The sequence below is a fragment of the Curtobacterium sp. MCPF17_047 genome, assembly GCF_003234045.1.
GTDB lineage: Bacteria > Actinomycetota > Actinomycetes > Actinomycetales > Microbacteriaceae > Curtobacterium.
In genome coordinates this window covers 83613-103607 of the sequence record NZ_QKSF01000009.1, presented here as the reverse complement: position 1 = coordinate 103607, position 19995 = coordinate 83613, and the positions used below count along the sequence as shown (strand labels likewise).

19 protein-coding genes and 1 pseudogene are annotated in these 19995 nt (G+C 72.2%); 7 read left to right on the top strand and 13 right to left on the bottom strand.

Going from position 1 to position 19995, the window contains the following annotated elements:
* Positions 1-68: 68 nt before the first annotated feature.
* Positions 69-437, bottom strand: coding sequence for a VOC family protein (locus DEJ33_RS10850; protein ID WP_111194951.1), 369 nt, complete (start codon positions 435-437; stop codon positions 69-71).
* Between the two features lie 63 nt (positions 438-500).
* On the opposite strand from DEJ33_RS10850, the gene DEJ33_RS10845 reads away from it, so the two are divergent.
* Positions 501-986: a MarR family winged helix-turn-helix transcriptional regulator gene (locus DEJ33_RS10845; protein WP_110902526.1), complete on the top strand. Its 486-nt coding sequence runs from the start codon at positions 501-503 to the stop codon at positions 984-986.
* 22 nt (positions 987-1008) lie between these two features.
* On the opposite strand, the gene DEJ33_RS10840 is transcribed toward DEJ33_RS10845, so the two are convergent.
* From DEJ33_RS10840 to DEJ33_RS10815, 6 genes and pseudogenes are all read right to left on the bottom strand, one after another.
* On the bottom strand, positions 1009-1695 hold the full coding sequence (locus DEJ33_RS10840) for an alpha/beta fold hydrolase (protein WP_111194950.1): 687 nt from the start codon (positions 1693-1695) through the stop codon (positions 1009-1011).
* Between the two features lie 146 nt (positions 1696-1841).
* Positions 1842-2279, bottom strand: a pseudogene (gene sufU, locus DEJ33_RS10835) (Fe-S cluster assembly sulfur transfer protein SufU); the annotation flags it as partial.
* On the bottom strand, positions 2276-3607 hold the full coding sequence (locus tag DEJ33_RS10830; RefSeq protein WP_258378149.1) for a SufS family cysteine desulfurase: 1332 nt from the start codon (positions 3605-3607) through the stop codon (positions 2276-2278). The pseudogene sufU and the gene DEJ33_RS10830, both read right to left, overlap by 4 nt.
* Positions 3608-3700: 93 nt before the next feature.
* Positions 3701-3913 carry an antitoxin gene (locus DEJ33_RS10825; RefSeq protein WP_110902524.1) on the bottom strand — a complete coding sequence of 71 codons (213 nt, stop codon included), beginning with the start codon at positions 3911-3913 and terminating at the stop codon, positions 3701-3703.
* Positions 3914-4047: 134 nt separating this feature from the next.
* A complete protein-coding gene (locus DEJ33_RS10820) occupies positions 4048-5331 on the bottom strand; it encodes a chloride channel protein (RefSeq protein WP_111194948.1) in 1284 nt (427 codons plus the stop codon).
* A gap of 151 nt (positions 5332-5482) precedes the next feature.
* Positions 5483-6466, bottom strand: a complete 984-nt coding sequence (locus DEJ33_RS10815) for a magnesium and cobalt transport protein CorA (protein ID WP_258366531.1) — start codon at positions 6464-6466, stop codon at positions 5483-5485.
* Positions 6467-6568: 102 nt separating this feature from the next.
* Between DEJ33_RS10815 and DEJ33_RS10810 the strand changes: the two genes are divergently transcribed.
* Positions 6569-7357 (top strand): tryptophan-rich sensory protein, encoded by a 789-nt coding sequence (locus DEJ33_RS10810; RefSeq protein ID WP_258378148.1) that lies wholly within the window; start codon positions 6569-6571, stop codon positions 7355-7357.
* A gap of 228 nt (positions 7358-7585) precedes the next feature.
* Here the strand turns inward: DEJ33_RS10810 and ald are convergent, their stop codons facing one another.
* The 3 genes from ald to DEJ33_RS10795 all read right to left on the bottom strand — a co-directional run bounded on the left by ald (position 7586) and on the right by DEJ33_RS10795 (position 10926).
* Positions 7586-8686: an alanine dehydrogenase gene (ald, locus tag DEJ33_RS10805; RefSeq protein WP_111078982.1), complete on the bottom strand. Its 1101-nt coding sequence runs from the start codon at positions 8684-8686 to the stop codon at positions 7586-7588.
* A gap of 153 nt (positions 8687-8839) precedes the next feature.
* Positions 8840-9859 (bottom strand): helix-turn-helix domain-containing protein, encoded by a 1020-nt coding sequence (locus DEJ33_RS17690; RefSeq protein ID WP_111194945.1) that lies wholly within the window; start codon positions 9857-9859, stop codon positions 8840-8842.
* A gap of 104 nt (positions 9860-9963) precedes the next feature.
* Positions 9964-10926: a sugar-binding transcriptional regulator gene (locus DEJ33_RS10795; protein ID WP_111079032.1), complete on the bottom strand. Its 963-nt coding sequence runs from the start codon at positions 10924-10926 to the stop codon at positions 9964-9966.
* Positions 10927-11119: 193 nt separating this feature from the next.
* Here DEJ33_RS10795 and DEJ33_RS10790 point away from each other — a divergent pair, with 193 nt between their 5' ends.
* On the top strand, positions 11120-12862 hold the full coding sequence (locus tag DEJ33_RS10790; RefSeq protein WP_181437293.1) for a glycerol-3-phosphate dehydrogenase/oxidase: 1743 nt from the start codon (positions 11120-11122) through the stop codon (positions 12860-12862).
* Positions 12863-12971: 109 nt separating this feature from the next.
* Here the strand turns inward: DEJ33_RS10790 and DEJ33_RS10785 are convergent, their stop codons facing one another.
* Positions 12972-13631, bottom strand: a complete 660-nt coding sequence (locus DEJ33_RS10785) for a histidine phosphatase family protein (RefSeq protein WP_111194943.1) — start codon at positions 13629-13631, stop codon at positions 12972-12974.
* Positions 13632-13684: 53 nt separating this feature from the next.
* Here DEJ33_RS10785 and DEJ33_RS10780 point away from each other — a divergent pair, with 53 nt between their 5' ends.
* Complete coding sequence (locus DEJ33_RS10780; protein WP_111078986.1) at positions 13685-14209, top strand: DinB family protein; 525 nt, start codon at positions 13685-13687, stop codon at positions 14207-14209.
* An 87-nt stretch (positions 14210-14296) separates the two neighbouring features.
* Here the strand turns inward: DEJ33_RS10780 and DEJ33_RS10775 are convergent, their stop codons facing one another.
* On the bottom strand, positions 14297-15322 hold the full coding sequence (locus DEJ33_RS10775; RefSeq protein WP_111194942.1) for a sugar-binding transcriptional regulator: 1026 nt from the start codon (positions 15320-15322) through the stop codon (positions 14297-14299).
* A 70-nt stretch (positions 15323-15392) separates the two neighbouring features.
* Complete coding sequence (locus DEJ33_RS10770) at positions 15393-16217, bottom strand: GolD/DthD family dehydrogenase (RefSeq protein WP_111194941.1); 825 nt, start codon at positions 16215-16217, stop codon at positions 15393-15395.
* Positions 16218-16266: 49 nt separating this feature from the next.
* Here DEJ33_RS10770 and DEJ33_RS10765 point away from each other — a divergent pair, with 49 nt between their 5' ends.
* From DEJ33_RS10765 to DEJ33_RS10755, 3 genes are read left to right on the top strand one after another with little or no spacing between them, the layout of a single operon-like run.
* Positions 16267-17580, top strand: coding sequence for an RbtT/DalT/CsbX family MFS transporter (locus DEJ33_RS10765; RefSeq protein WP_111194940.1), 1314 nt, complete (start codon positions 16267-16269; stop codon positions 17578-17580).
* A 52-nt stretch (positions 17581-17632) separates the two neighbouring features.
* Positions 17633-19426 (top strand): dihydroxyacetone kinase family protein, encoded by a 1794-nt coding sequence (locus DEJ33_RS10760; RefSeq protein ID WP_111194939.1) that lies wholly within the window; start codon positions 17633-17635, stop codon positions 19424-19426.
* Entirely contained in the window at positions 19423-19884 is a 462-nt protein-coding gene (locus DEJ33_RS10755) for a ribose-5-phosphate isomerase (RefSeq protein WP_111194938.1), read from the top strand. Before DEJ33_RS10760 ends, DEJ33_RS10755 begins: the two co-directional genes overlap by 4 nt.
* Positions 19885-19995: the final 111 nt, after the last annotated feature.

Here is a 19995-nt window from a genome sequence, read left to right as displayed (position 1 = left end):
TGACGCCCCGTGACGCCGGCGTCCGCCGCGCCGCGCTCGGTGCGCTGCGCGCGGGGCCGACGACCGCGTCAGGCCTTGTCGTGCAGCGTCACGTGGTAGCCGTCCGGGTCGGCGAAGGTGAACGTCCGACCGAACGGACCGTCGATCGGCGCGGCGACGATGCGGTGGCCGTCGGCCTGCAGCGCGTCGTGCATCGCCTGGACCTCGGTGCCGTGCAGCCAGAGCGCGACGCCGACGCCGGGCTGGTCCGCCGCGTCGAGGTCGGTTCCGGGGACGATGTCCCGCAGCGCGAAGGCGATCGGCGTCGTGGTGAAGACCACGGCGTGCGGGGGGCCGGCGGGCGAGCGGACCAGGCCGAGGTACCGCTCGTAGAACGCCTGCGAGGCGTCGAGGTCGCGGACCTGCAGGGAGACGAAGTCGGGGCCGGTGACGGGCATGGGGTTGCTCCTTCTGTTGATGTCAGGCTTCTGACATGGACGAGCGTATGTCAGACTACTGACATGAGTCAAGACGGACACGGCGTCGACCTGCCGACGTCGATCGGGTACCTCCTCAAAGAGACCGCGAGCGCGCTCCGTGCGTCGATGGAGGCCGTCCTCAGGCCGCTCGGCATGACCGTGACGCACTACGCCTGCCTGGAACTGCTCGCCCAGCGGCCGGGCTCGTCGAACTCCGAACTGGCCCGCGGCACGTTCGTGACCCGCCAGTCGATGAACGTCCTCCTGCGGACACTGGAGCGGGACGGCGTCGTCACGAGGCCCACGGAGGCCCGTGCCGGCAGGGTCATGCCGGCACGACTGACCGATCGTGGACGGCGGGACCTGGCCGCGGCGACCGCTGCCGTCCGCTCCGTCGAGGACCGGATGCTCGGCGACCTCGACGAGGACGACCGCGCAGCCGCCAGGCGACTCCTGCGGAGCATGGTCCGGTCGCTCCGCAGCGACGGAGCCGACCGGCAGCCCGACCCGGCCGACGTCGCCGACTGACCGGCGTCGTCAGTCGGGCGCGTCAGGTCTGGTCGAGGAACGCGCGCACCACCCCGGCGGCGTCCGGGTGGTCCTGCGGCCGGTGACCGTGGCCGACGAGTGTCACGTGGCGGGCACCGACGATCCGGGAGGCGATGGCCTCGTACTCGTCGTTCCACCCGCCAGTGACCACCAGCGTGGGCACGCCGATGCAGCCCGGAGTGTCCAACGTCCACGGTCCGGGCAACCGACGCTGCCGCTCGGCAGCGAGCAAGTCGCCCGCTCCCGTCGGCGACGCGATCGTGCGTCGGGAGACGGCCGCGGTGAAGGCGACGGCGAACTCCGCAGGCGGCAGTTCCGACGCGCGGTCGAGCACCGGTTGCACGCGGCGGACGTGGTCCTCGACAGCCGGGTTCCCCCGCGCCAGGGCGTAGGCGCCGGGTTCGAACAGCACGAGCGCCCGGACCACGTCCGGCCGACGGACCGCGGCACGCATGGCGACCGGGGCGCCGAAGGAATGCGCCGCGATGGCAGCTCCGGTGCCGCACGCTTCGAGTAGGCGATGCTCCCACCGGTCCTGGTCGAACCAGACCGGCTCTGTGGAGTCGTAGCCGGGCATCACGGCGAACCGCGCACCCGGAAGGCCCCCGACGGCCGACCAGGCACGGTCCGTGCTCCGGTTCGAGGCGTGGAGGAACACGATCCCTGCGCCCGTCACCTCACCCGCCATGGGCTGCAGCGTAGCGGTGCGGATGCCGTGATCGAGGAACACGGCGACGGGAGGCACGGTACCCACTGGCACCGCGCCTCCCGTCCGGTGGTCGGGCGTCGCCGCTTCCGCGATCCGCGGCGCGGGACCGCCGCTGAGCGCGCCGCGACCGCCTGCTGCGCCGCCGTCTCGGCGGCGACCCAGGCGAGCATCCCGCACTTGACGCGCATGACGAACTTCGAGACCCCGTGGAACGCGACGAGGTCCTCGAGCACGTCCTCGTCCGGCTCGCCGGCGCCGCGGGAGCGCATCATCGTGCGGAACTCCTCGGTCAGCGCCAACAGTTCCGGAACGGTCCGCCCGACGGCCATGTCGGTCAGCACGGATGCGGATGCCATCGAGATCGAGCAGCCGTCCCCCTGCCAGGCGACCTCCGCGATGCGGTCGGTGCCGGGCTCCAGACGCAGCCGCACGGTGATCTCGTCCCCGCACGTCGGGTTCCGTTCGAAGTGCTCGGCGTCGGCGTGCTCGAGCGGGCCGTCGCCGTGCCGCGCCTTGGCGTGGTCCAGGATGACCTGCTGGTACAGGCTGTCGAGGCTGCTCACGAGGCGTCCTCGGCGTCGGCACCGAAGTACCCGCGGATCTCGGCGACGGCGGTGACGAAGCGGTCGACGTCCTGCTCGGTCGTGTACACGTACGTGCTCGCCCGGCTCGTCGCGGTCAGGCCGAGCCGGCGGTGCAGCGGCTGGGCGCAGTGGTGGCCCGAGCGGACGGCGATGCCCTGCGCGTCGAGGTACTGCGACACGTCGTGCGCGTGCACCCCGTCGACGACGAACGAGGCCAGGCCGCTGCGCGCGACCCCGGCGGGCGGCCCGACGACGGTGATGCCCGGCACCGCGGTGAGCCCGGTGAGCATCCGCTGCGCCAGGTGCTCCTCGTGCGCCTGCACGCGCCGCATGCCGATCCGTTCCAGGTAGCGGACGGCCTCGGCGAGCGCCACGGCCTGGGACACGGGTTGGGTGCCGGCCTCGAAACGCTCGGGAGCCGGCATGAAGTCGGTGTGCTCCATCGTCACGGTCGTGATCATGGACCCACCGGTGCGGAACGGCGGCAGCGCGTCGAGCAGGGCCTGGCGCCCCCAGAGGACGCCGATGCCGTTCGGTCCGAGCATCTTGTGCCCGGAGAACGCGGCGAAGTCGACGTCCAGTGCGCGCACGTCCAGCGGACGGTGCGGCGCGGACTGGCAGGCGTCCAGGACCACGAGGGCCCCGACCGCGTGTGCCGCGGCGACGACCTCGGCGACCGGGGCGACCATGCCGGTGACGTTCGAGACGTGGGCGATCGCGACGACCCGGGTGCGCGCGGTGACGTGCGCGAGTGCGTCGGCGGCACTCCAGCAGCCGGTGTCGTCCACCGGTACCCAGCGGAGCGTCGCACCGGTGGCCGCGGCGAGCTCCTGCCACGGCACGAGGTTGGCGTGGTGCTCGGCCTCGGTGACCAGGATCTCGTCACCGGCACCGATCCGGAACCGGTCGGCCTCGGGACCACCGCGGCCGGCGCTGGCGTTCCGGATGCCGTACGCGACGAGGTTGAGGGCATCGGTGGCGTTCGCCGTCCAGACCACCTCGGACGGGTTCGCGGCGCCGATGAACCGGGCGACGGTGGCCCGGGCGTCCTCGTAGGCGTCGGTGCTCAGCGCGGCGAGGGTGTGTGCGCCGCGGTGCACGGCGGCGTTGTCGTGCTCCAGGAAGCGACGTTCGGCGTCCAGGACCTGCACGGGTCGCTCGGCCGTGGCCCCGGAGTCGAGGTAGGCCAGTGGCTGCCCGTTGACCTCTTGCTGCAGGATCGGGAAGTCGGCCCGGATGCGGGCGACCTCGTCCTCGGTGAGCGGTTCGACGGTGTCGTCCGTCGGCGCTGGTGCAACGATCGTCACGGTGCTGGCCCTCCTGTGCGTCTCGCGGGAGACAACCCGTCAATCGTGGTCGTTCTTCCCGGTGCAGTCCAGTCGGGCCAGCGCCGCGCCGGGCTACTCGTTGCCGACGCGCTTGTCCGCCTCGTCGCGGGCCTTGTCGATCTTGTCGTCGTACTTGCCGCCGGTGGCCTTCTTCACGGCGTCGGCGACGCCGTCGAACACCTTGTCGCTGACGCCCTCGGCCTTCTCGCTCTTGAGCGCGTCCTGGACCTTGCCGTCCCGCAGGAAGGACTGGGCCTTCTTCGTGATGTCGTCGAACCCCGCCATGACCGGCTCCTCACTTCGCCGCGGTGCCTGGTGCTCCGCGTCCTGGCGCCGATGCTAACCACGGCACGACCCGTCGGTCCGGCTCGTCCACCGGATGCCCAGCAGCGTCCCCGCGAGGGCCGACGGCCGGGTCGTCAGGCCATCTGGGCGCTGCGGCGGCGGGCCAGCACGTACCCGACGGCGACCGACCCGCTGACGGCCAGGAGGGACGGGATGAGGATGTCGGTCCCCTGCTGCGTGAACTCGACGACGAGCACGAGCGCCGTGAACGGTGCGCGCATCGTCGTCGCCAGGAACGCGGCCGCCCCGATGAACGCGAACGAGGCGATGCTGCCGCCGTCCACCGGCCAGAGCAGCAGCCAGGCGGCACCGAGGAACCCGCCGAGTGCCGACCCGATCGCGATCGACGGCGTCAGGGTGCCACCGACCGCGCCGGCGCCGATCGTCGCGGCGGTGGTCACGGTCTTCAGCAGACCGAGCACCAGCAGCGCCAGGAGTGGTGCCATGCCGAGCAGGGTCGGACCGTCGAGGTCGGCGTTCATGGCCGCGATGCCGAGGGCCCGGCCGTTGCCCATCACCTCGGGGAACGGCACCGCGACCAGGCCGACGAGTGCGAAGACGACCGGCAGCACCACGAGGAGCTTCCACCCGGTCGGGGCGATGCCCTGCAGCCGGTTCGTGGTCTTGACGAACCCGACCCCGGCGAACCCGAGCAGCGGCCCGACGACGACCGCCCAGACGAGCAGCGAGGGCGAGAGGTGCATCGCGGGCACGTGGTAGAGCACCTCGTCCGGGATCACCAGCCGCGCGACGAACGCCGCCACCGCACTCGTCACGAACGCCGGCAGCGCGGTGGCGAGGGTGAGCTCGCCGAGCAGGACCTCCACCGCGAACAGCGCCCCACCGAGCGGGACGTCGTACACCGCCGCCAGGCCGGCCGCCGCTCCGCAGGCCACGAGCACCTTGGTCTCTCGCCGGCTCAGACCGGCCCGGACCGTGAGCAGCTGGGCGGCCCAGGCGCCGATCTCCCGCGGTGCGACCTCTTTGCCGATCGAGGCGCCGAGCCCCACCGCCAGGATCTGCACGCCCGCGTTGCCGAGCGTCACGAGCGACGGCATCCGTCTGCCGGCGACCGCCGCGGGCACACCGACGACGGGTCGTCCCCAGCGTCGGATCGCCCACCACGCGGTCGCGGTCAGGACCCCGGCGGCCAGGACCGCCAGGAACCGGTTCAGGCCCGACGGTGCATCGGCGGCCTCGTGGTGGCCGGCGAAGGGGTACCCGAAGGCGACGAACTGGATGAGCTGGAGCGCGAGCCACACGGCGATCCCCGCGGCCCCGCCGGCGACACCGACGAGTCCGGTGACCACGGCGAGCTTCAGCACCCAGGCCGGGCTGGCGTGACCGTTGTGTGGCATGTCGGCAAGCGTAGTGGGAGCGCTCCGCCGGGACGGCCGGGAGGCTCGGCTCGCCCCCGCGGTCCGGTCCCGACCCGGTCGCGACCCGCGGATGGTGATCCGGGCCTCCCGGTCCGCCGGCGGCGCCCTGCGGACTGACGCGCTGTCGCGGTCAGAACCAGCGTTTGACCTTGAACACCGCGTACAGGACCGCCGCGAACAGGACCATCGCGAGGATCGACAGCGGGTAGCCCCATGTCCACGACAGCTCGGGCATGTGGGTGAAGTTCATGCCGTAGATCGCCGCGATGAGCGTCGGGGCGAACAGGATCGCCGCCCAGCCGGAGATGCGCTTTGTGTCGTCGTTCTGCTTCTGCGCTGCCAGGGTCGAGTCGACGGTCAGCGCGTTCTGCAGCAGCTGCCGGAAGGTGTCCAGGCGCTCGACGACCCGGATGACGTGGTCGAGCACGTCGCGGAACCGACGCTGCAGCTCGACCGGCAGGTGGTACTTCTCGGCGCCGCGGTGCAGGTCCTCGATCATCCGGATGAGCGGGCGCGCTGCCCGCTGGAAGTCGACGACCTCGCCGAACAGCTCGTAGACGCGGCGGGACACCCCGGCGCTGCCCGAGAACAGCTGGCCTTCGATCTGGTTGATGTCCTCCTCGAGACCGTCGATGACCGGGCGGTAGTCGTCGACGATCGAGTCCATCAGCGCCCAGAGCTGCGCCTGTGACCCGGCGGTGACCAGGCCCGGCTTGCCGCTCATCCGCTGCAGGGCGCGCGGCACGGTCCTCGGTCCGCGCGGGTCTGCCTGCACGACGGCCAGGAAGAAGTCCTCACCGACGAAGGCGTGCACCTCGCCGAACTCGACCTCTTCCTCGGCGTCCCGGTACACCGCGGGCTTGAGCACGGCGAAGAGGGTCGAACCGTACCGCTCGAGCTTCGGCCGCTGGTGCCCCTCGGCGGAGTCCTCGACGGCCAACTCGTGCAGCCCGAGGGCCACCGCGACGTCCCCGAGCTCGACGGCGTCCGGCCGGTCGAGCACGATGCACGCCGAGGCGCCGTGTTCCTCGATCATCCGGAAGCTGTCGTCGAGCGTGCCGCTCGCCGTCGGGGCGATGCGGTCCACGTACACGGTGTTCAACTCGACGGTCACGGCACCACCGTACGCACCCTGGGCAACGGGTGGGCGAACGGCAGCGGGACGGCGTAGCGTCCGGATCCTCAGCATGCTGACGAAAGGACGACCATGCGGTGGATGCGGAAGATCGTGATCGCGGTGAGCGCTGTCGTCGCCGTGGTGGGCTCGTTCATCGGGTCCGGTGCGGCCGGGGGCACCCCGATCGCGGAGGCGGCGGACGGGGCGCTCTCGGCTTCCGCCACCGCGATCGCACCGGGAGGACCGGCGTTCGGGATCTGGAGCGTCGTCTACGTGGGGCTCATCGCCTTCGCCGTGTGGCAGTTCCTCCCCCGCACCGCCGACCGCGCCCGCCACGACCGGCTCGCCGTACCCGCGACACTGTCCCTGCTGCTCAACGCGGCATGGATCCTGTCCGTGCAGTTCGGGTACCTGTGGCTCAGCGAACCGATCATCGTCGCGCTCCTCGGCGTGCTCGCCTGGGCCTTCGTGGTGCTGCGGCGCACGACGCCGTCCGGCCGGGTCGAGGCGATCGTCGCCGACGGCACGTTCGGGCTCTACCTCGGCTGGGTGTGCGTGGCGACGGCGGCGAACACGGCCGCGGTCCTGTCGGCAGCGGGCTTCCGGGGTCTCGGCCTCGGTCAGGACGTCTGGGGTGTCGTCGTCGCAGCGGTCGCTGGACTCGTCGGCGTCCTCGTGGCCGTCACCGGACGTGGGCGCATCTCGCCGACGCTCGCGCTCGGCTGGGGGCTCGCGTGGGTCGCGGTCGCCCGCCTGGACGGGCCCCTGGTCTCGGTGCCGACCGCGGTCACGGCCGTCGGCGCCACCGTGGTGGTCGTCGTCGTGACGATCGTCGCGCGTGCCCGCGCCGGCTGGGCTGCGCGCCCGGCCGCGCTGCGCACCGCGTAGCCCCCGGCGCGGCCCGGCCCGGCCCGGCCCGCCGGGCCCGGCCCGGCGGCCCGGCCCGGCGCGGCGCGGCCCGGCCCGACGCAGACGCGAAAGCGACAGATCGGCGCGACAGTTGGGCGCTGATCTGTCGCTTTCGCGTCCCTGACGGGCACGGACCGACGGGCAGGGCCGGACTGGAGGCGCGGCCCACCCCGCCCCGCTGGCGGGCTCCGGTGGGCTCCGGTGGGCTCAACGTGCGGCGGCCACCAGCCCGTGCGCAGCGGCGACGGCTTCGTTCGTCACCCGGCCCGCGTGCACGTTGAGCCCGAGCGCGAGGGCGGGGTCGGACTCGAGCGCGCGCTCCCACCCCTGGTCCGCGATCGCCACCGCGTAGGGCAGCGTCGCGTTCGTCAGCGAGATCGTGCTGGTGCGGGGCACCGCGCCCGGCATGTTCGCCACGCAGTAGTAGACGGCGTCGTGCACCGCGAACGTCGGGTCGTCGTGGGTGGTCGGCCGCGAGCCCTCGAAGCAGCCGCCCTGGTCGATGGCGATGTCGACCAGGACCGACCCGGGTCGCATGTCGGCGACCATCGCGTCGGTCACGAGCTTCGGTGCTGAGGCACCCGGGATCAGCACCGACCCGATGACCAGGTCGGCGTCCGCCACGGCCGCGGCGATCGCGAGCGGGCTCGATCGGAGGGTCGTCACCCGTCCGTCGAAGCGCGCGTCGAGGGCACGGAGGCGCGGCAGGCTGATGTCGAAGACCGTCACCTCGGCGCCCATCCCGAGGGCGATCGTCGCGGCGTGCTCACCGGCGACGCCGCCGCCGATCACCACGACACGGCCCTTCGGTGTCCCCGGGACGCCGCCGAGGAGCAGGCCACGTCCGCCGTTGGCGCGCATCAGGTGGTGCGCACCGACCTGCGCGGCGAGCCGGCCGGCGATCTCGGACATCGGCGAGAGCAGCGGCAGGGAGCGGTCTGGCAGCTGCACGGTCTCGTAGGCGATCGCGGTCGCGCCGGACTCGACGAGCGCCGTGGTCAACGGGCGGTCGGCTGCCAGGTGCAGGTAGGTGAAGAGCACCTGGCCCTCGCGGATCAGCGGGTACTCGGCGGCGACGGGCTCCTTGACCTTCAGGATCATCTCCGCCTGGTCCCAGACCCGACGGGTGTCGGGCACCACGGTGGCGCCGGCGCCGCTGTACTCGTCGTCACCGAAGGCGGATCCCGTCCCTGCTCCGGCCTGCACGAGCACCTCGTGTCCGTGCATCGTCAGCTCGGCGACCCCGGCGGGGGTGACGGCGACGCGGAACTCGTTGTTCTTGATCTCGGTGGGGATGCCGATGCGCATGACGGACTCCTTCGTGGGCAGTTGCTCGGTCCCACCATTCAGCCGCGTGTTCGTCGCGGATGCGGTCAGGCCGAACGATCGCCCGTATCGGAGGAGTTCGGTGTCATGGTGTTCGGCGGGGCAGCACTCCGGAGCGCTCCCACCGAATGCTGCTCAGCGACGCAGTCGCGAGCGCAGCGCGTCGCTCGGTAGTTCGCCGAAGCGGGACCGGAACGCCGCCGAGAACCGGCCGAGGTGCCCGAAGCCCCATCCACGGGCGATGTCGGCCACCGAGGTCTCGTCCCGCTCGGCTCGCCGCAGGTCGTCGCGCGCACCGTCGAGTCGCACGGACCGGAGCAGTTCACCCGGGGTCTGGTCGAGGTGACGGCGGAGCGACTGCTGCAGACCGCGCGGACTGAGACCGGCGGCCGCGGCGATCTCGGGCGTCCCGATCGGCTCGCGGGCGTGGGCGTGCACGTAGTCGAGAGCACGACGGAGGCGCTGGTGCTCCGGCCCGGTGCCGGAGACCGCGGCGCGCCAGCTGCTGCGACGCGGGAACGCGCGGACGGCGGCGGTCGCGAAGGCCTCCGCGATGTCCCGGCGGGCGATGGCGGACAGCTCGGTGTCGACCTGCAGCCACGTCGAGGAGTGCCGGCGGACGGTCTCCTGCCAGATGCGCAGGCCGTCCTGGTCCGGGCGCTCGAGCGGTTCGAACGCGAAGGTCTCGTCACCGACCAGGTCGGTCAGGAACTTCCGATCCAGGTGCACCAGGTTCAGGCCGATGTCACGGTGGTGCAGGTCGTAGGTCTCCGACGGCAGGACCATCGGCACCCCCTGCACCAGGTCGACGGAGCGTCCGTTGAACGTGATGGTGCTGCTGCCGCTGCGGAGCCACGCGACGATGACGTCGTCGGACTGGCTCTGGCTGCGCAGGTCGACACCGAACCGGGAGGTCCGGAGCGACATCCGCTCGTCGGTGACACCGGCGAAGTCCCACAGCGTGTCCGGACGGGTGCGGCGGATCACCGGCGCCTTCAGGTCGTAGTCGGACGTGAAGAACGCCATCGCCTGGTCGATGTCCGTCCCCGCCAGCCGGCGGTAGGAACGCGTGTCCTGCCGCGGGACGGCGCGTGGCCGCTCGGCGCCACCGGATCGGCGGGCGACGGACGGACCGGCTTCGGGAGAGAGCACCATGCTCCGACCGTAGATCAGGCGACCGACATCCTGACCGGCCCACCCACCCCAGAAGCGGGGTCAGGGCCCGCGGACGCGGCCGTCCCCGCCGACCCGGACACCCGTCAGTTCTGCAGGATCGCCTGCCCCACGCTCTCGTCGAGGATGAGGTCCGTGACGAGCCCCGCCGCCAGCGCTCCGCGCAACGACGCGGCCTTGCCGCGCCCGGCGACCACGCAGATCCGCCGCGGTGCGCGCTTGATCGTGTCGAGGTCGGGGGCACCGGCCCGGGCGTTCACCCCGATGTCCTTCCACGACCCGTCCGCCCGGTAGAACACCGTGGAGACGTCGCCCACGACCTGCGCGGTGACGAGCTCGTCCTGGTCGGCCGGGTCCAGGTACCCGCCGGAGTACACGTGCGACGGCACCGGTGCCTGCGGGGCGCCGACACCGAACACGACGACGTCCATCCGTTCGTGCAGGTCGAGCACGCGGCGGATCGAGCGTTCCCGGAAGAGCGCGGCCTTGGTGGCGGGGTCGTCGAAGAACGCGGGCACCGGGAACTGCTGCACGAGGGCGCCGTACGCCTCACCGAACCGGCGGAGGATCTCCGAGGCGTAGACGATGCCGGTCGTGCGGGTGTTCGCCGCACCGTTCACCTGCACGATCGTGGAGCCGTGGGTCGTCTTCGGCACGAGGTACCGGCTGACGGCGCTGACGGTCGAGCCCCACGAGATGCCGATCACCATGTTCGACTCGATGTACTGCGTGAGGATCCGCGCGGCGGACAGCGCGACCCGTTCCAGCCGGTCCACGTCGCTCGTGTGGTCCGGCACCGGGACGACGTGCGCGTGCACCCCGAAGCGAGCGCGGATGCTGCGGCTGAGCGCGGCGGCCTGGTCGAGTGGCGAGCGGATCTGGATGTCGACCAGTCCGGTGTCCCGTGCGTACTTCAGCAGTCGGGACACCGACGAGCGGGACGTGCCGAGCTCGTCGGCGATGGCGTCCATCGTCAGGTCCTGCAGGTAGTAGAGGTGCGCGGCCCGCAGGGCCTGCTGGGTGCGCACGGGCTGGGCGGCATCGCTCATGGAACCGAGCATGCACGGACGTGCACGACCTCTGCAACCCCGTCCGTGCCTCCAGTCCGCGCTCACGCGGCACCGAGAGGAGGCGCGACAACCGTTCTGCACGTCCGTGCACGTAGGTTGCCCAAGCGTTCCGACGAGCGCACGATCGATGGAGTACCAACGGAATCGACCCCAGAAAGCGATGCGAACGACCATGTCGAAGAAGACGCAGCCCAGGAACACGGTCACCGCCCTCACCGGACGCCCGAACGCACAGGTCCTCATCGTCGGGGGCGGGATCAACGGCATCGCCACCTTCCGCGACCTCGCCCTGCAGGGTGTCGACGTCGCCATCGTCGAGCGCAGCGACTACGGCTCCGGCGCCTCCGCAGCATCGAGCCACATGATCCACGGCGGCATCCGCTACCTGGAGAACGGCGAGTTCCGCCTGGTGCGCGAGAGCGTGCAGGAGCGCAACGGCCTGATCCGCATCGCCCCGCACTACGTCAAGCCGCTGCAGACGACCATGCCGGTCTTCTCCACCTTCTCCGGCATCATGAACGCCCCGCTGCGCATGCTCACGCACAAGCAGCGCTCCACCAAGGAGCGCGGCGCGATGCTGATCAAGATCGGCATGACGATCTACGACTCCTTCTCGCGTGACGGTGGCTCCGTCCCGAAGCACGTCTTCCGCACCAAGAAGGCCGCCCTCGAGGACATGCCCGCGCTGAACCGGGACCTGAAGTACACCGGCACCTACTACGACGCCTCAGTGCACGAGCCAGAGCGCCTGGCGCTCGACGTCCTCAAGGACGGTCTGGCCGCCGGCACCGGCACCGGTTCCGACGCGACTGCCCGTGCGACGAACTACGTCGAGGCGGTCGGCGCCCGCGACGGCGGCGTCCTGCTCCGCGACCGCGAGACCGGCGAGGAGTTCGTGTTCACGGCGGATGTCGTCGTGAACGCGTCCGGCCCCTGGACCGACCTGACCAACGAGGCGTTCGGCGGCGGCACGAAGTACATGGGCGGCACGAAGGGCTCCCACATCGTCGTCGACAACCCCGAGCTGCTCGAGGCGACGAAGGGCCGCGAGCTGTTCTTCGAGAACAACGACGGCCGCATCGTCCTCATCTACCCGCTCAAGGGCCGGGTCCTCATCGGCACGACCGACATCGACGCCGACCCGTCGCAGCCGGTCGTCACGACCGACGAGGAGATCGACTACTTCTTCGGGCTCGTGAAGCACGTGTTCCCGCAGATCGAGGTCACGCGGGACCACATCGTCTACAGCTACTCGGGCATCCGGCCGCTCCCCCGTCACGAGGACACGGCCCCCGGTTTCGTGTCCCGCGACTACCGGATCGTCGACACCGCGATCGCCGGACTGCCGGACACCACCGTGCTGTCGCTCGTGGGCGGCAAGTGGACGACCTTCCGTGCCCTCGCCGCACACCTGTCGACCGACGTCACGACGAAGCTCGGCATCACCCGCAAGGTCGACACGACCGGCATGCCGATCGGCGGTGGCAAGGACTTCCCCACCACCGACGGGCAGCGTGCCCTGTGGATCAAGTCGCACCGCGACGGCCTCGCATCCGAGACCGTCGACCGTCTGCTCGACCGCTACGGCACCCGTGCCGCCGAGGTCGTCGACGCGCTGGTCACCGGTCCGGTCGAGCCGCTCGAGTCCGACGCCACGCTCACCCGCGCCGAGGTCCGGTACTTCGCCGAGCGCGAGCAGGCCGTGCACCTGGTCGACGTGGTGCTGCGCCGCACGAACCTCGCGTTCGTCGGTGGCGTCACGATCGACCTGCTCGACGAGCTCGCCGACGTGATGGCCGAGACCCTCGACTGGACGGCGGAGGACCGTGCCGACGAGGTCCAGCGCACCCTGGACGTGCTGCGCGAGTCGCACCGCGTCATCGTGCCGCTGACGTCGGCGTCGCAGCTCGCCTGACCCCTCGCAACACGCAACGTGGGCGGCTCCACGCAACGACATCCCGTTGCGTGGAGCCGCCCGCCTTGCGTTGTGCGGGGACCCGGACGGGAGGCCCGGACCGGCCCCGTCAGAACCGCTCGCCGGTCGGGTCTTGCGCGCTCAGATCCGCCAGGTCGTCGCCGCCGGTCGGCTCGCCCGCCCAGTCCACGAGGCGCCACCCGTCCGTCGTCGAGCCCTCGAGCTCGACGACGCCGGTGTTCTCCAGATGCCGCCGGTTCCGGCCGAGGTCGTTCGGGACGTTCTGCGCCGTCACCGCGGCCCAGATCCGGATCGCGGCACCGTGGCTGAACGCCGCCGCGACCTCGGCGCCGGTCTCCTCGATCCGCCGGACGGCGTCGTCGTAGCGGCCGAAGAAGGCGTGGCCGTCCTCGGCGCCGGGCATCCGCTCGTCGAGGTCTCCCGCGGCCCAGGCGTACGCCACGGCGAGGTAGCTCTGCACCGACACGGTGTCGCGCTTGCCCTGCAGCTCGCCGGCCTCGATCTCACGGAGGCCCGGCAGCACCACGGGCTCCAGGTCGAGCGCACGCGCGAGCGGTGCGGCGGTGATCTGCGTCCGGACCATGGTCGAGGTGAAGAGCCGCTCGATCCCCCGGTCGCCGAGGGCTGCGGGCAGCGCGTCCGCCTGCTCCTGCCCGAGGTCGGTCAGGCCGGGCCCGGGGACTTCGGCATCGAGCAGGCCGGTCACGTTGGCGGGGGTCTGTCCGTGGCGGACGAGCAGCAGTCGCATGGCCTCACCCTACGGACCGCCCTGCCGGGTCCGGTGACTGCTACGGTCTGGCCGTGGCGATCGAACCGGACACGAAGAACTGGACCTGGGTCATCGAGTCGGCCTGCCCGGACTGTGGCTTCGACGGCGGCACGACGACGATCCGCGACGTGCCGGAACTCATCGACGCGAACACCGCGGGGTGGCCGGAGCGGTTGCGCCGCGACGACGTCCGGCAGCGCCCGGACGACGCGACCTGGTCACCACTCGAGTACGGCGCACACGTCCGCGACGTGCACCGGAAGATGACCGAGCGCCTCGAGCTGATGCTCGCCGAGGACGACCCGCTGTTCCCGAACTGGGACCAGGACGCCACCGCCGTCGCCGAGCGCTACGGCGAGCAGGACCCCGCGGCGGTCACCGAGGAGCTGACGGCCGCCGCCCGTCGGGCCGCCCGGGCCTTCGCCGCCGTCCGTGACGACCAGCTCGACCGCACCGGACGTCGTTCCGACGGCAGCGGCTTCACGGTGGCGACCCTCGCGGTCTACTACGCGCACGACCCGGTCCACCACCTGTGGGACGTGCGGCACGCGCGCTGAGTGATCCGGGCCTCCCGGCCGACCAGGACCACTGACGGACCGGACCACTGACGGACGGGGCCGCCGACGGACCGGGCCGCCGACGGTTCAGGCCAGCGCGTCGAGCAGCGCCCTGGCCGTCGCCGCGTCCGTGACCAGCTCGTTGACCAGACGGCCGCGCACGGCGCTGATGATGCTCGGCACCTTGACCGCACCGACGGCGACGCCGACCGCGTGGGGCACGGCGGCGAGCACCTCGCGAGAGGTCCGCACCATCCGGTCGCTGCCGGGGAACTCGATGGGCTCACCGTCCGGGCCGGTGAAGTTGAGGCAGACGTCGCCGGTCGCCCGGTCGAACACGTCGTCGTCGACCGGCAGCCCGCGGGCCATCGCGTCCCGCGTCACGACCGGCGCGCCGATCCCCAGGATCGCGCCCTTCGCTCGGCTCCACAGCCCGACGACGTGCTGGAACGCGGGGTCCTCGTCCAGGGAGGCCCGGAGCGCCTCCGACGGCAGGGCCTGCGCGAACAGGAACGTCGGGATCGCACCGGACCGCTCCGCGGCCGCGCGGGTGATCTCGTTCGTCTGGAACCACTGGTTCGGGTCGGCCTGACCGCCGACGGTCGGGACGAGTTGCACGCCCGGCATCGCTGGCATCGCTCCGTGCGCGATCGCGTGCACGGTGCTGCCGGACGACATCAGCACGGCGTCGCCCGGGGCCAGGCGCATCCCCTCGACGGCGGCGGCGACCGGTTCGGCGAGGTCCACGCCCAGGGTCGCGGTGTGCGTGACGGCGGCGAGGTGCACGGCCTGGAGCCCGAGCACCACCTGCAGTCGCTCTGCCAGGGCGACGGTCTCGTCCTGGAACGGGTCGACGACCTCGATCCGGACCAGGCCGGCACGGCGGGCCTCCGACACGAGTCGACTCACCGTCGGGCGGGACACCCCGAGACGGGTGGCGATCTCGTTCTGCGTGGCGTCCTCGAGGTAGTACATCCGCGCGGCCTGGTAGACCGTGTCGAGCGGGAACCGGGACCGCTGGCCCTCGGGTGCGGGCGTCGCCGACCCGGGCCGGTCCGGGCTGACCGGAGCGGGAACGGACGGCGCCGATGCGGACGGGGTTCTGTCGGACATCGAGCGCGGGCCTCCCGGGTGCGGTGCCGTCGGGCGTGCGGACGGCACCGCGATCGTAACGCCGACCGCGTCACCGGATCGTGAAACCACCGTCGACCCGGAGGTCCGCACCGTTCACCATCGCTGCGGACTCGCCCGCGAGGAAGAGCACGGCCGACGCGATCTCGGCCGGGGTGGCGAACCGCCCGGTCGGGATCTCGTCCTGGTGGCGCAGGCCCGCGTCGTTCGCCCACGCCGAGCGCCCGAGCGCGGTGAGCACGACGGTCGGCGACACCGTGTTGACCGTCACACCCCGACGTCCCCACTCGAGCGCGAGCACCCGGGTGAGGCCGAGGACACCGGCCTTCGACGCGCAGTACGCGGCGTGCCCGTCGAGCCCGACGTGCGCAGCCTGCGACGCGATGTTCACGATGCGCCCGTACCCGGCTGCGAGCATGTGCCGCCCCACCGCCTGCGCCACCCGGTGCGTGCCGGTGAGGTTGACGTCGAGCGTCCGTGCCCAGGCGTCGGCACCCAGGTCCTCGGCCGCTCCGAGGGCCACGATGCCCGCACTGTTGACGAGGACGTCGACACGGCCGGTGGCGGCCATCACGGTCGCGACCGCGGCGTCCACCGAAGCTCGGTCGGTCACGTCGCAGGCCGTACCGAGGTGCCCGGTACCGACGAGGTCGGCCGCGACGGCGGCAGCAGCCTCCGCGCGGACGTCGACGACGGCGACCCGGGCGCCGCGCTCGGCGAGCGCGTGGGCGATGGCCTCGCCGATTCCGGAGGCGCCACCGGTCACCACCGCCACCCGGCCGGCGAAGGCATTGGTGTGGTCGACGCTGACCGGACCGGAGCGGAGGGCCGCTGCGACGTCGTCTGCTGCAGGGTCGTGGTGCGAGGAGTGGGACATGAGTGGGTAACATACCCGATGTCACATAGTCCCGCGATCGAGAGCGAACATGTCAACGTCGACGAAACCCCTCCTCCCTCGCGCGCGTCCGGCCGGCCCGGGCGCGCTCGACCGCCTGGGGATCCCCAGTCCCCTGGCCGCTGGTCTCCTCGGGGTCCTCGTCACCATGACCGGCGTCGGCGTCGAGTCGAACTTCGTCACGCCGCACCTGGTCACCGTCCTCGGCAGCCCCGAGACGACGGTCGCGACCATCGTCACCGCCGCGAGCCTCGCCACCCTGGTCGGCAGCTACCTGTCCGGAGCACTGTCCGACCTCGTCGGACCCCGCCGCGTGATGGCCCTGGGCATGGTCGTCTGGGTCGTCTTCGAGCTCCTGTTCCTCGGCGGGCTGCAGCTGGGCAGCGTCCCGATCACCGCCGTCGCGTACACCCTCCGCGGGTTCGGACACCCGCTCTTCGCCTTCGCGTTCCTCGTCTGGGTGAACGTGACCGCGCCGGCGGAACGGCGTGGCGCGGCGGTCGGCTGGTTCTCCGTCGCGTTCACCGGCGGCCTGCCCACCCTCGGCTCCCTGGTCGCCCTGGGCGCCATCCCGGTCCTCGGCGGTGGCGTCGTCGGGGAGACCGGCGCGATGACCGCGTCGATCGTCCTCGTCGCGGCGGGTTGGGCACTCGCGCACTTCGGCGTCCACCTGCCGAGCGAGCGGATCGCGCCGCGGGAGGAGCGCGCAGGCCGGGTCCTCACGAGCGGCCTCCGGCTCACTGTCACCCGACCACAGGTGCTCATGGGCTTCCTCGTCCGGCTCATCAACACCGCGCCCGAGTTCGGCATGTTCATCGTCCTGCCCGTCGTCATCGCCGAGGACCGGGGTTGGGGACAGGGGCGTTGGCTGCTGATGACCGTCTGCGTCTACGCGACGAACGTCCTGGTGAACGCCTTCTTCGGCTGGGTCGGAGACCGCATCGGGTGGGTCCGTACCGTGCGGTGGTTCGGTGTCGTCGGTTCCGCGATCGGCCTGCTCGCCTGGTGGTACGTCCCACAGCTCGTCCCGGCCGGCTCCGACTGGGGCTACGTCCTCGCCGTCGTCGCGGGGTGTTCATTCGGCTGCTCGCTCGCCGGTTTCGTCCCGATGGGCGCCATCATGCCGGCGCTCGCACCGCGGCACCGGGGCGCCGCGATGGCGATGTACACCACCGCTGCCGGGGGCGCCGCGTTCCTCGGTACCGGGGTCGTCGCCGCGGTCTTCGCGCTCGGCGGTGACGGCGCCGCGGTCACGTGGACCTTCGTCGGGCTCTACGCCTGCGCCTTCGTCATGGTCGGCCGACTCCGCGTGCCGCCGGCCCCGACGACCGATGCGCAGCCCTGAGACAGATGACCGCAATGCCACCCACCCACAAGTCCCTGAGGAGGACCACACCATGACCACGATCTGCGACGACCCCGAGGACTTCGCCGAGGACCAACTCAGGGGCTGGCTCGCCCTGTACGCCGACCGGGTGCGCGGCGTCACCGGCGGGGTGGTGACCCTGCCGACCGCCGACGCGTCACCGCAGGTCGCGGTCGTCGTGGGCGGAGGCTCGGGGCACTACCCGGCGTTCAGCGGGCTGGTCGGACCCGGGCTCGCGACCGGTGCCGTCGTCGGCAACGTGTTCACCTCGCCGTCGGCCGCGCAGGTCTACTCGGTCGCGAGGGCCGCCGACCAGGGCCGCGGGGTCGTGCTGTCCTTCGGCAACTACGCCGGAGACACGATGAACTTCGGGCTCGCTGCGGAGCGGCTCCGTGCGGCCGGCATCGACACCCGGATCGTCGTCGTCACCGACGACGTCGCCTCGGGCGACGAGGCCGACCGTCGCCGCGGCATCGCGGGCGACTTCGCGGTGTTCAAGGCGATGGGTGCCGCCGCGGCCGAGGGTGCGTCCCTCGACGAGGTCGAGCGGATCGGTCGACACGCGAACGGACGGACCCGCACCATCGGGGTCGCCTTCTCCGGGTGCACCCTGCCGGGTTCGGACGGGCCGCTCTTCACCGTGCCGGCCGGACACCTCGGCCTCGGGCTCGGCATCCACGGTGAGCCGGGCATCCGGGACGTCCCGTTGCTCCCGGCACGAGCCCTGGCCGAGTTGCTCGTCGAGCGTCTGCTGGCGGAGTCCCCGCTCGACGCAGCGGTGCGTGACTCGACGGCGCCCCGTCGGGTCGCAGCCGTCCTGAACGGCCTGGGGGACACGAAGTACGAGGAGCTGTTCCTGCTGTGGGGCCGGATCGCTCCGCTGCTGACGGCCGCGGGGGTCGAGGTCGTCGAACCCGAGGTCGGCGAACTCGTGACGAGCCTGGACATGGGCGGCTGCTCGCTCACCCTGCAGTGGCTCGACGACGAACTCGAGCGCCTCTGGCGAGCCGATGCCCACACGCCGGCGTACCGCAAGTCCGCCGCACCGGTCGCGGCACTGGTCCCGGCGGACGTCGCGACCGAGGCGGCGACCACGGCGTCCGTCGTCCCGGACGCGACCCCGGCCTCCCGTCGAGCGGGCGAGGCAGCACGCGCCGCGGTCCTGGCGATGGACGGACTGCTCCGCGAGCAGGAACACGAACTGGGTCGCATCGACGCGGTGGCCGGTGACGGGGACCACGGACGCGGGATGGTGAAGGGCGTCGGCGCCGCTCGCCGGGCAGTCGAGGGCATCGACGGGTCCGCCGGGGTCGGCTTCCTGCTCGGACGCGCGGGAGAGGCCTGGGCGGCCGAGGCCGGCGGGACGTCCGGCGTCCTGTGGGGTGCGGCGCTCGAAGCGTTCGGCGCGTCGATCGGAGACGACGCCGACGAGGTCACCCCGCCGATGGTGGTCGACGCCGCGGCGGCGTTCGCGGAGGCGATCGTCCAGCTCGGTCGGGCGCAGCGCGGGGACAAGACGCTCCTCGACGCGCTGTTGCCGTTCGTCGACGAACTCGCCGAGGCGGTCACGACCGGTCGGCCGCTCCCCGAGGCCTGGGCCACCGCCGCCGAGGTCGCCGTCCGGCGGGCAGAGGCGACCGCCGCGCTGACTCCGCGGGTCGGCCGGGCACGCCCGCTCGCCGAGAAGAGCCTCGGGACGCCGGACGCCGGTGCTGTCTCGATGGGGATGCTCCTCACCCGGATCGGCGAGGTCCTGGCAGGCCGTGACGAGCAGCCCGACACCACCGGTAGCACCACCACCACGAACAGAGGAGTGCACGCATGACGTTCCGCATCGCGATCGGGTCCGACGACGCCGGTTTCACCCTGAAGGAGGTGCTGCGCGCCGACCTCGCCGCCGACCCGCGCGTCGCCGAGCTCACCGATGTCGGGGTCGACGCCGACGCCCACACCGCGTACCCCCACGTCGCCGTCGAGGCGGCCCGTCTCGTCGCCGCGGGCCATGCCGACCGGGCCCTGCTGGTCTGCGGCACGGGTCTCGGCGTGGCGATCAGCGCGAACAAGGTGCCGGGCATCCGAGCCGTCACCGCACACGACCCGTTCAGCGTCGAGCGCTCGGTGCTGTCCAACGACGCCCAGGTGCTCTGCCTCGGGCAACGTGTGATCGGGTCCGAACTCGCCCGACGCCTGGTCCGGGAGTGGCTCGGATACACGTTCGACCCCACCTCGGCGAGCGCCGGGAAGGTCGACGCGATCCGGTCCTACGAGCGCTCGGACGACTGAGACCACGGACGCTGTGCTCCGGCCGCAGGGGTGGCCGGAGCACAGCGTTCTGTCGGCTGTCGGACGTACGGTGCTGCCGACTCCGATGCTCCACCGAGGTCTGCCGTTCCA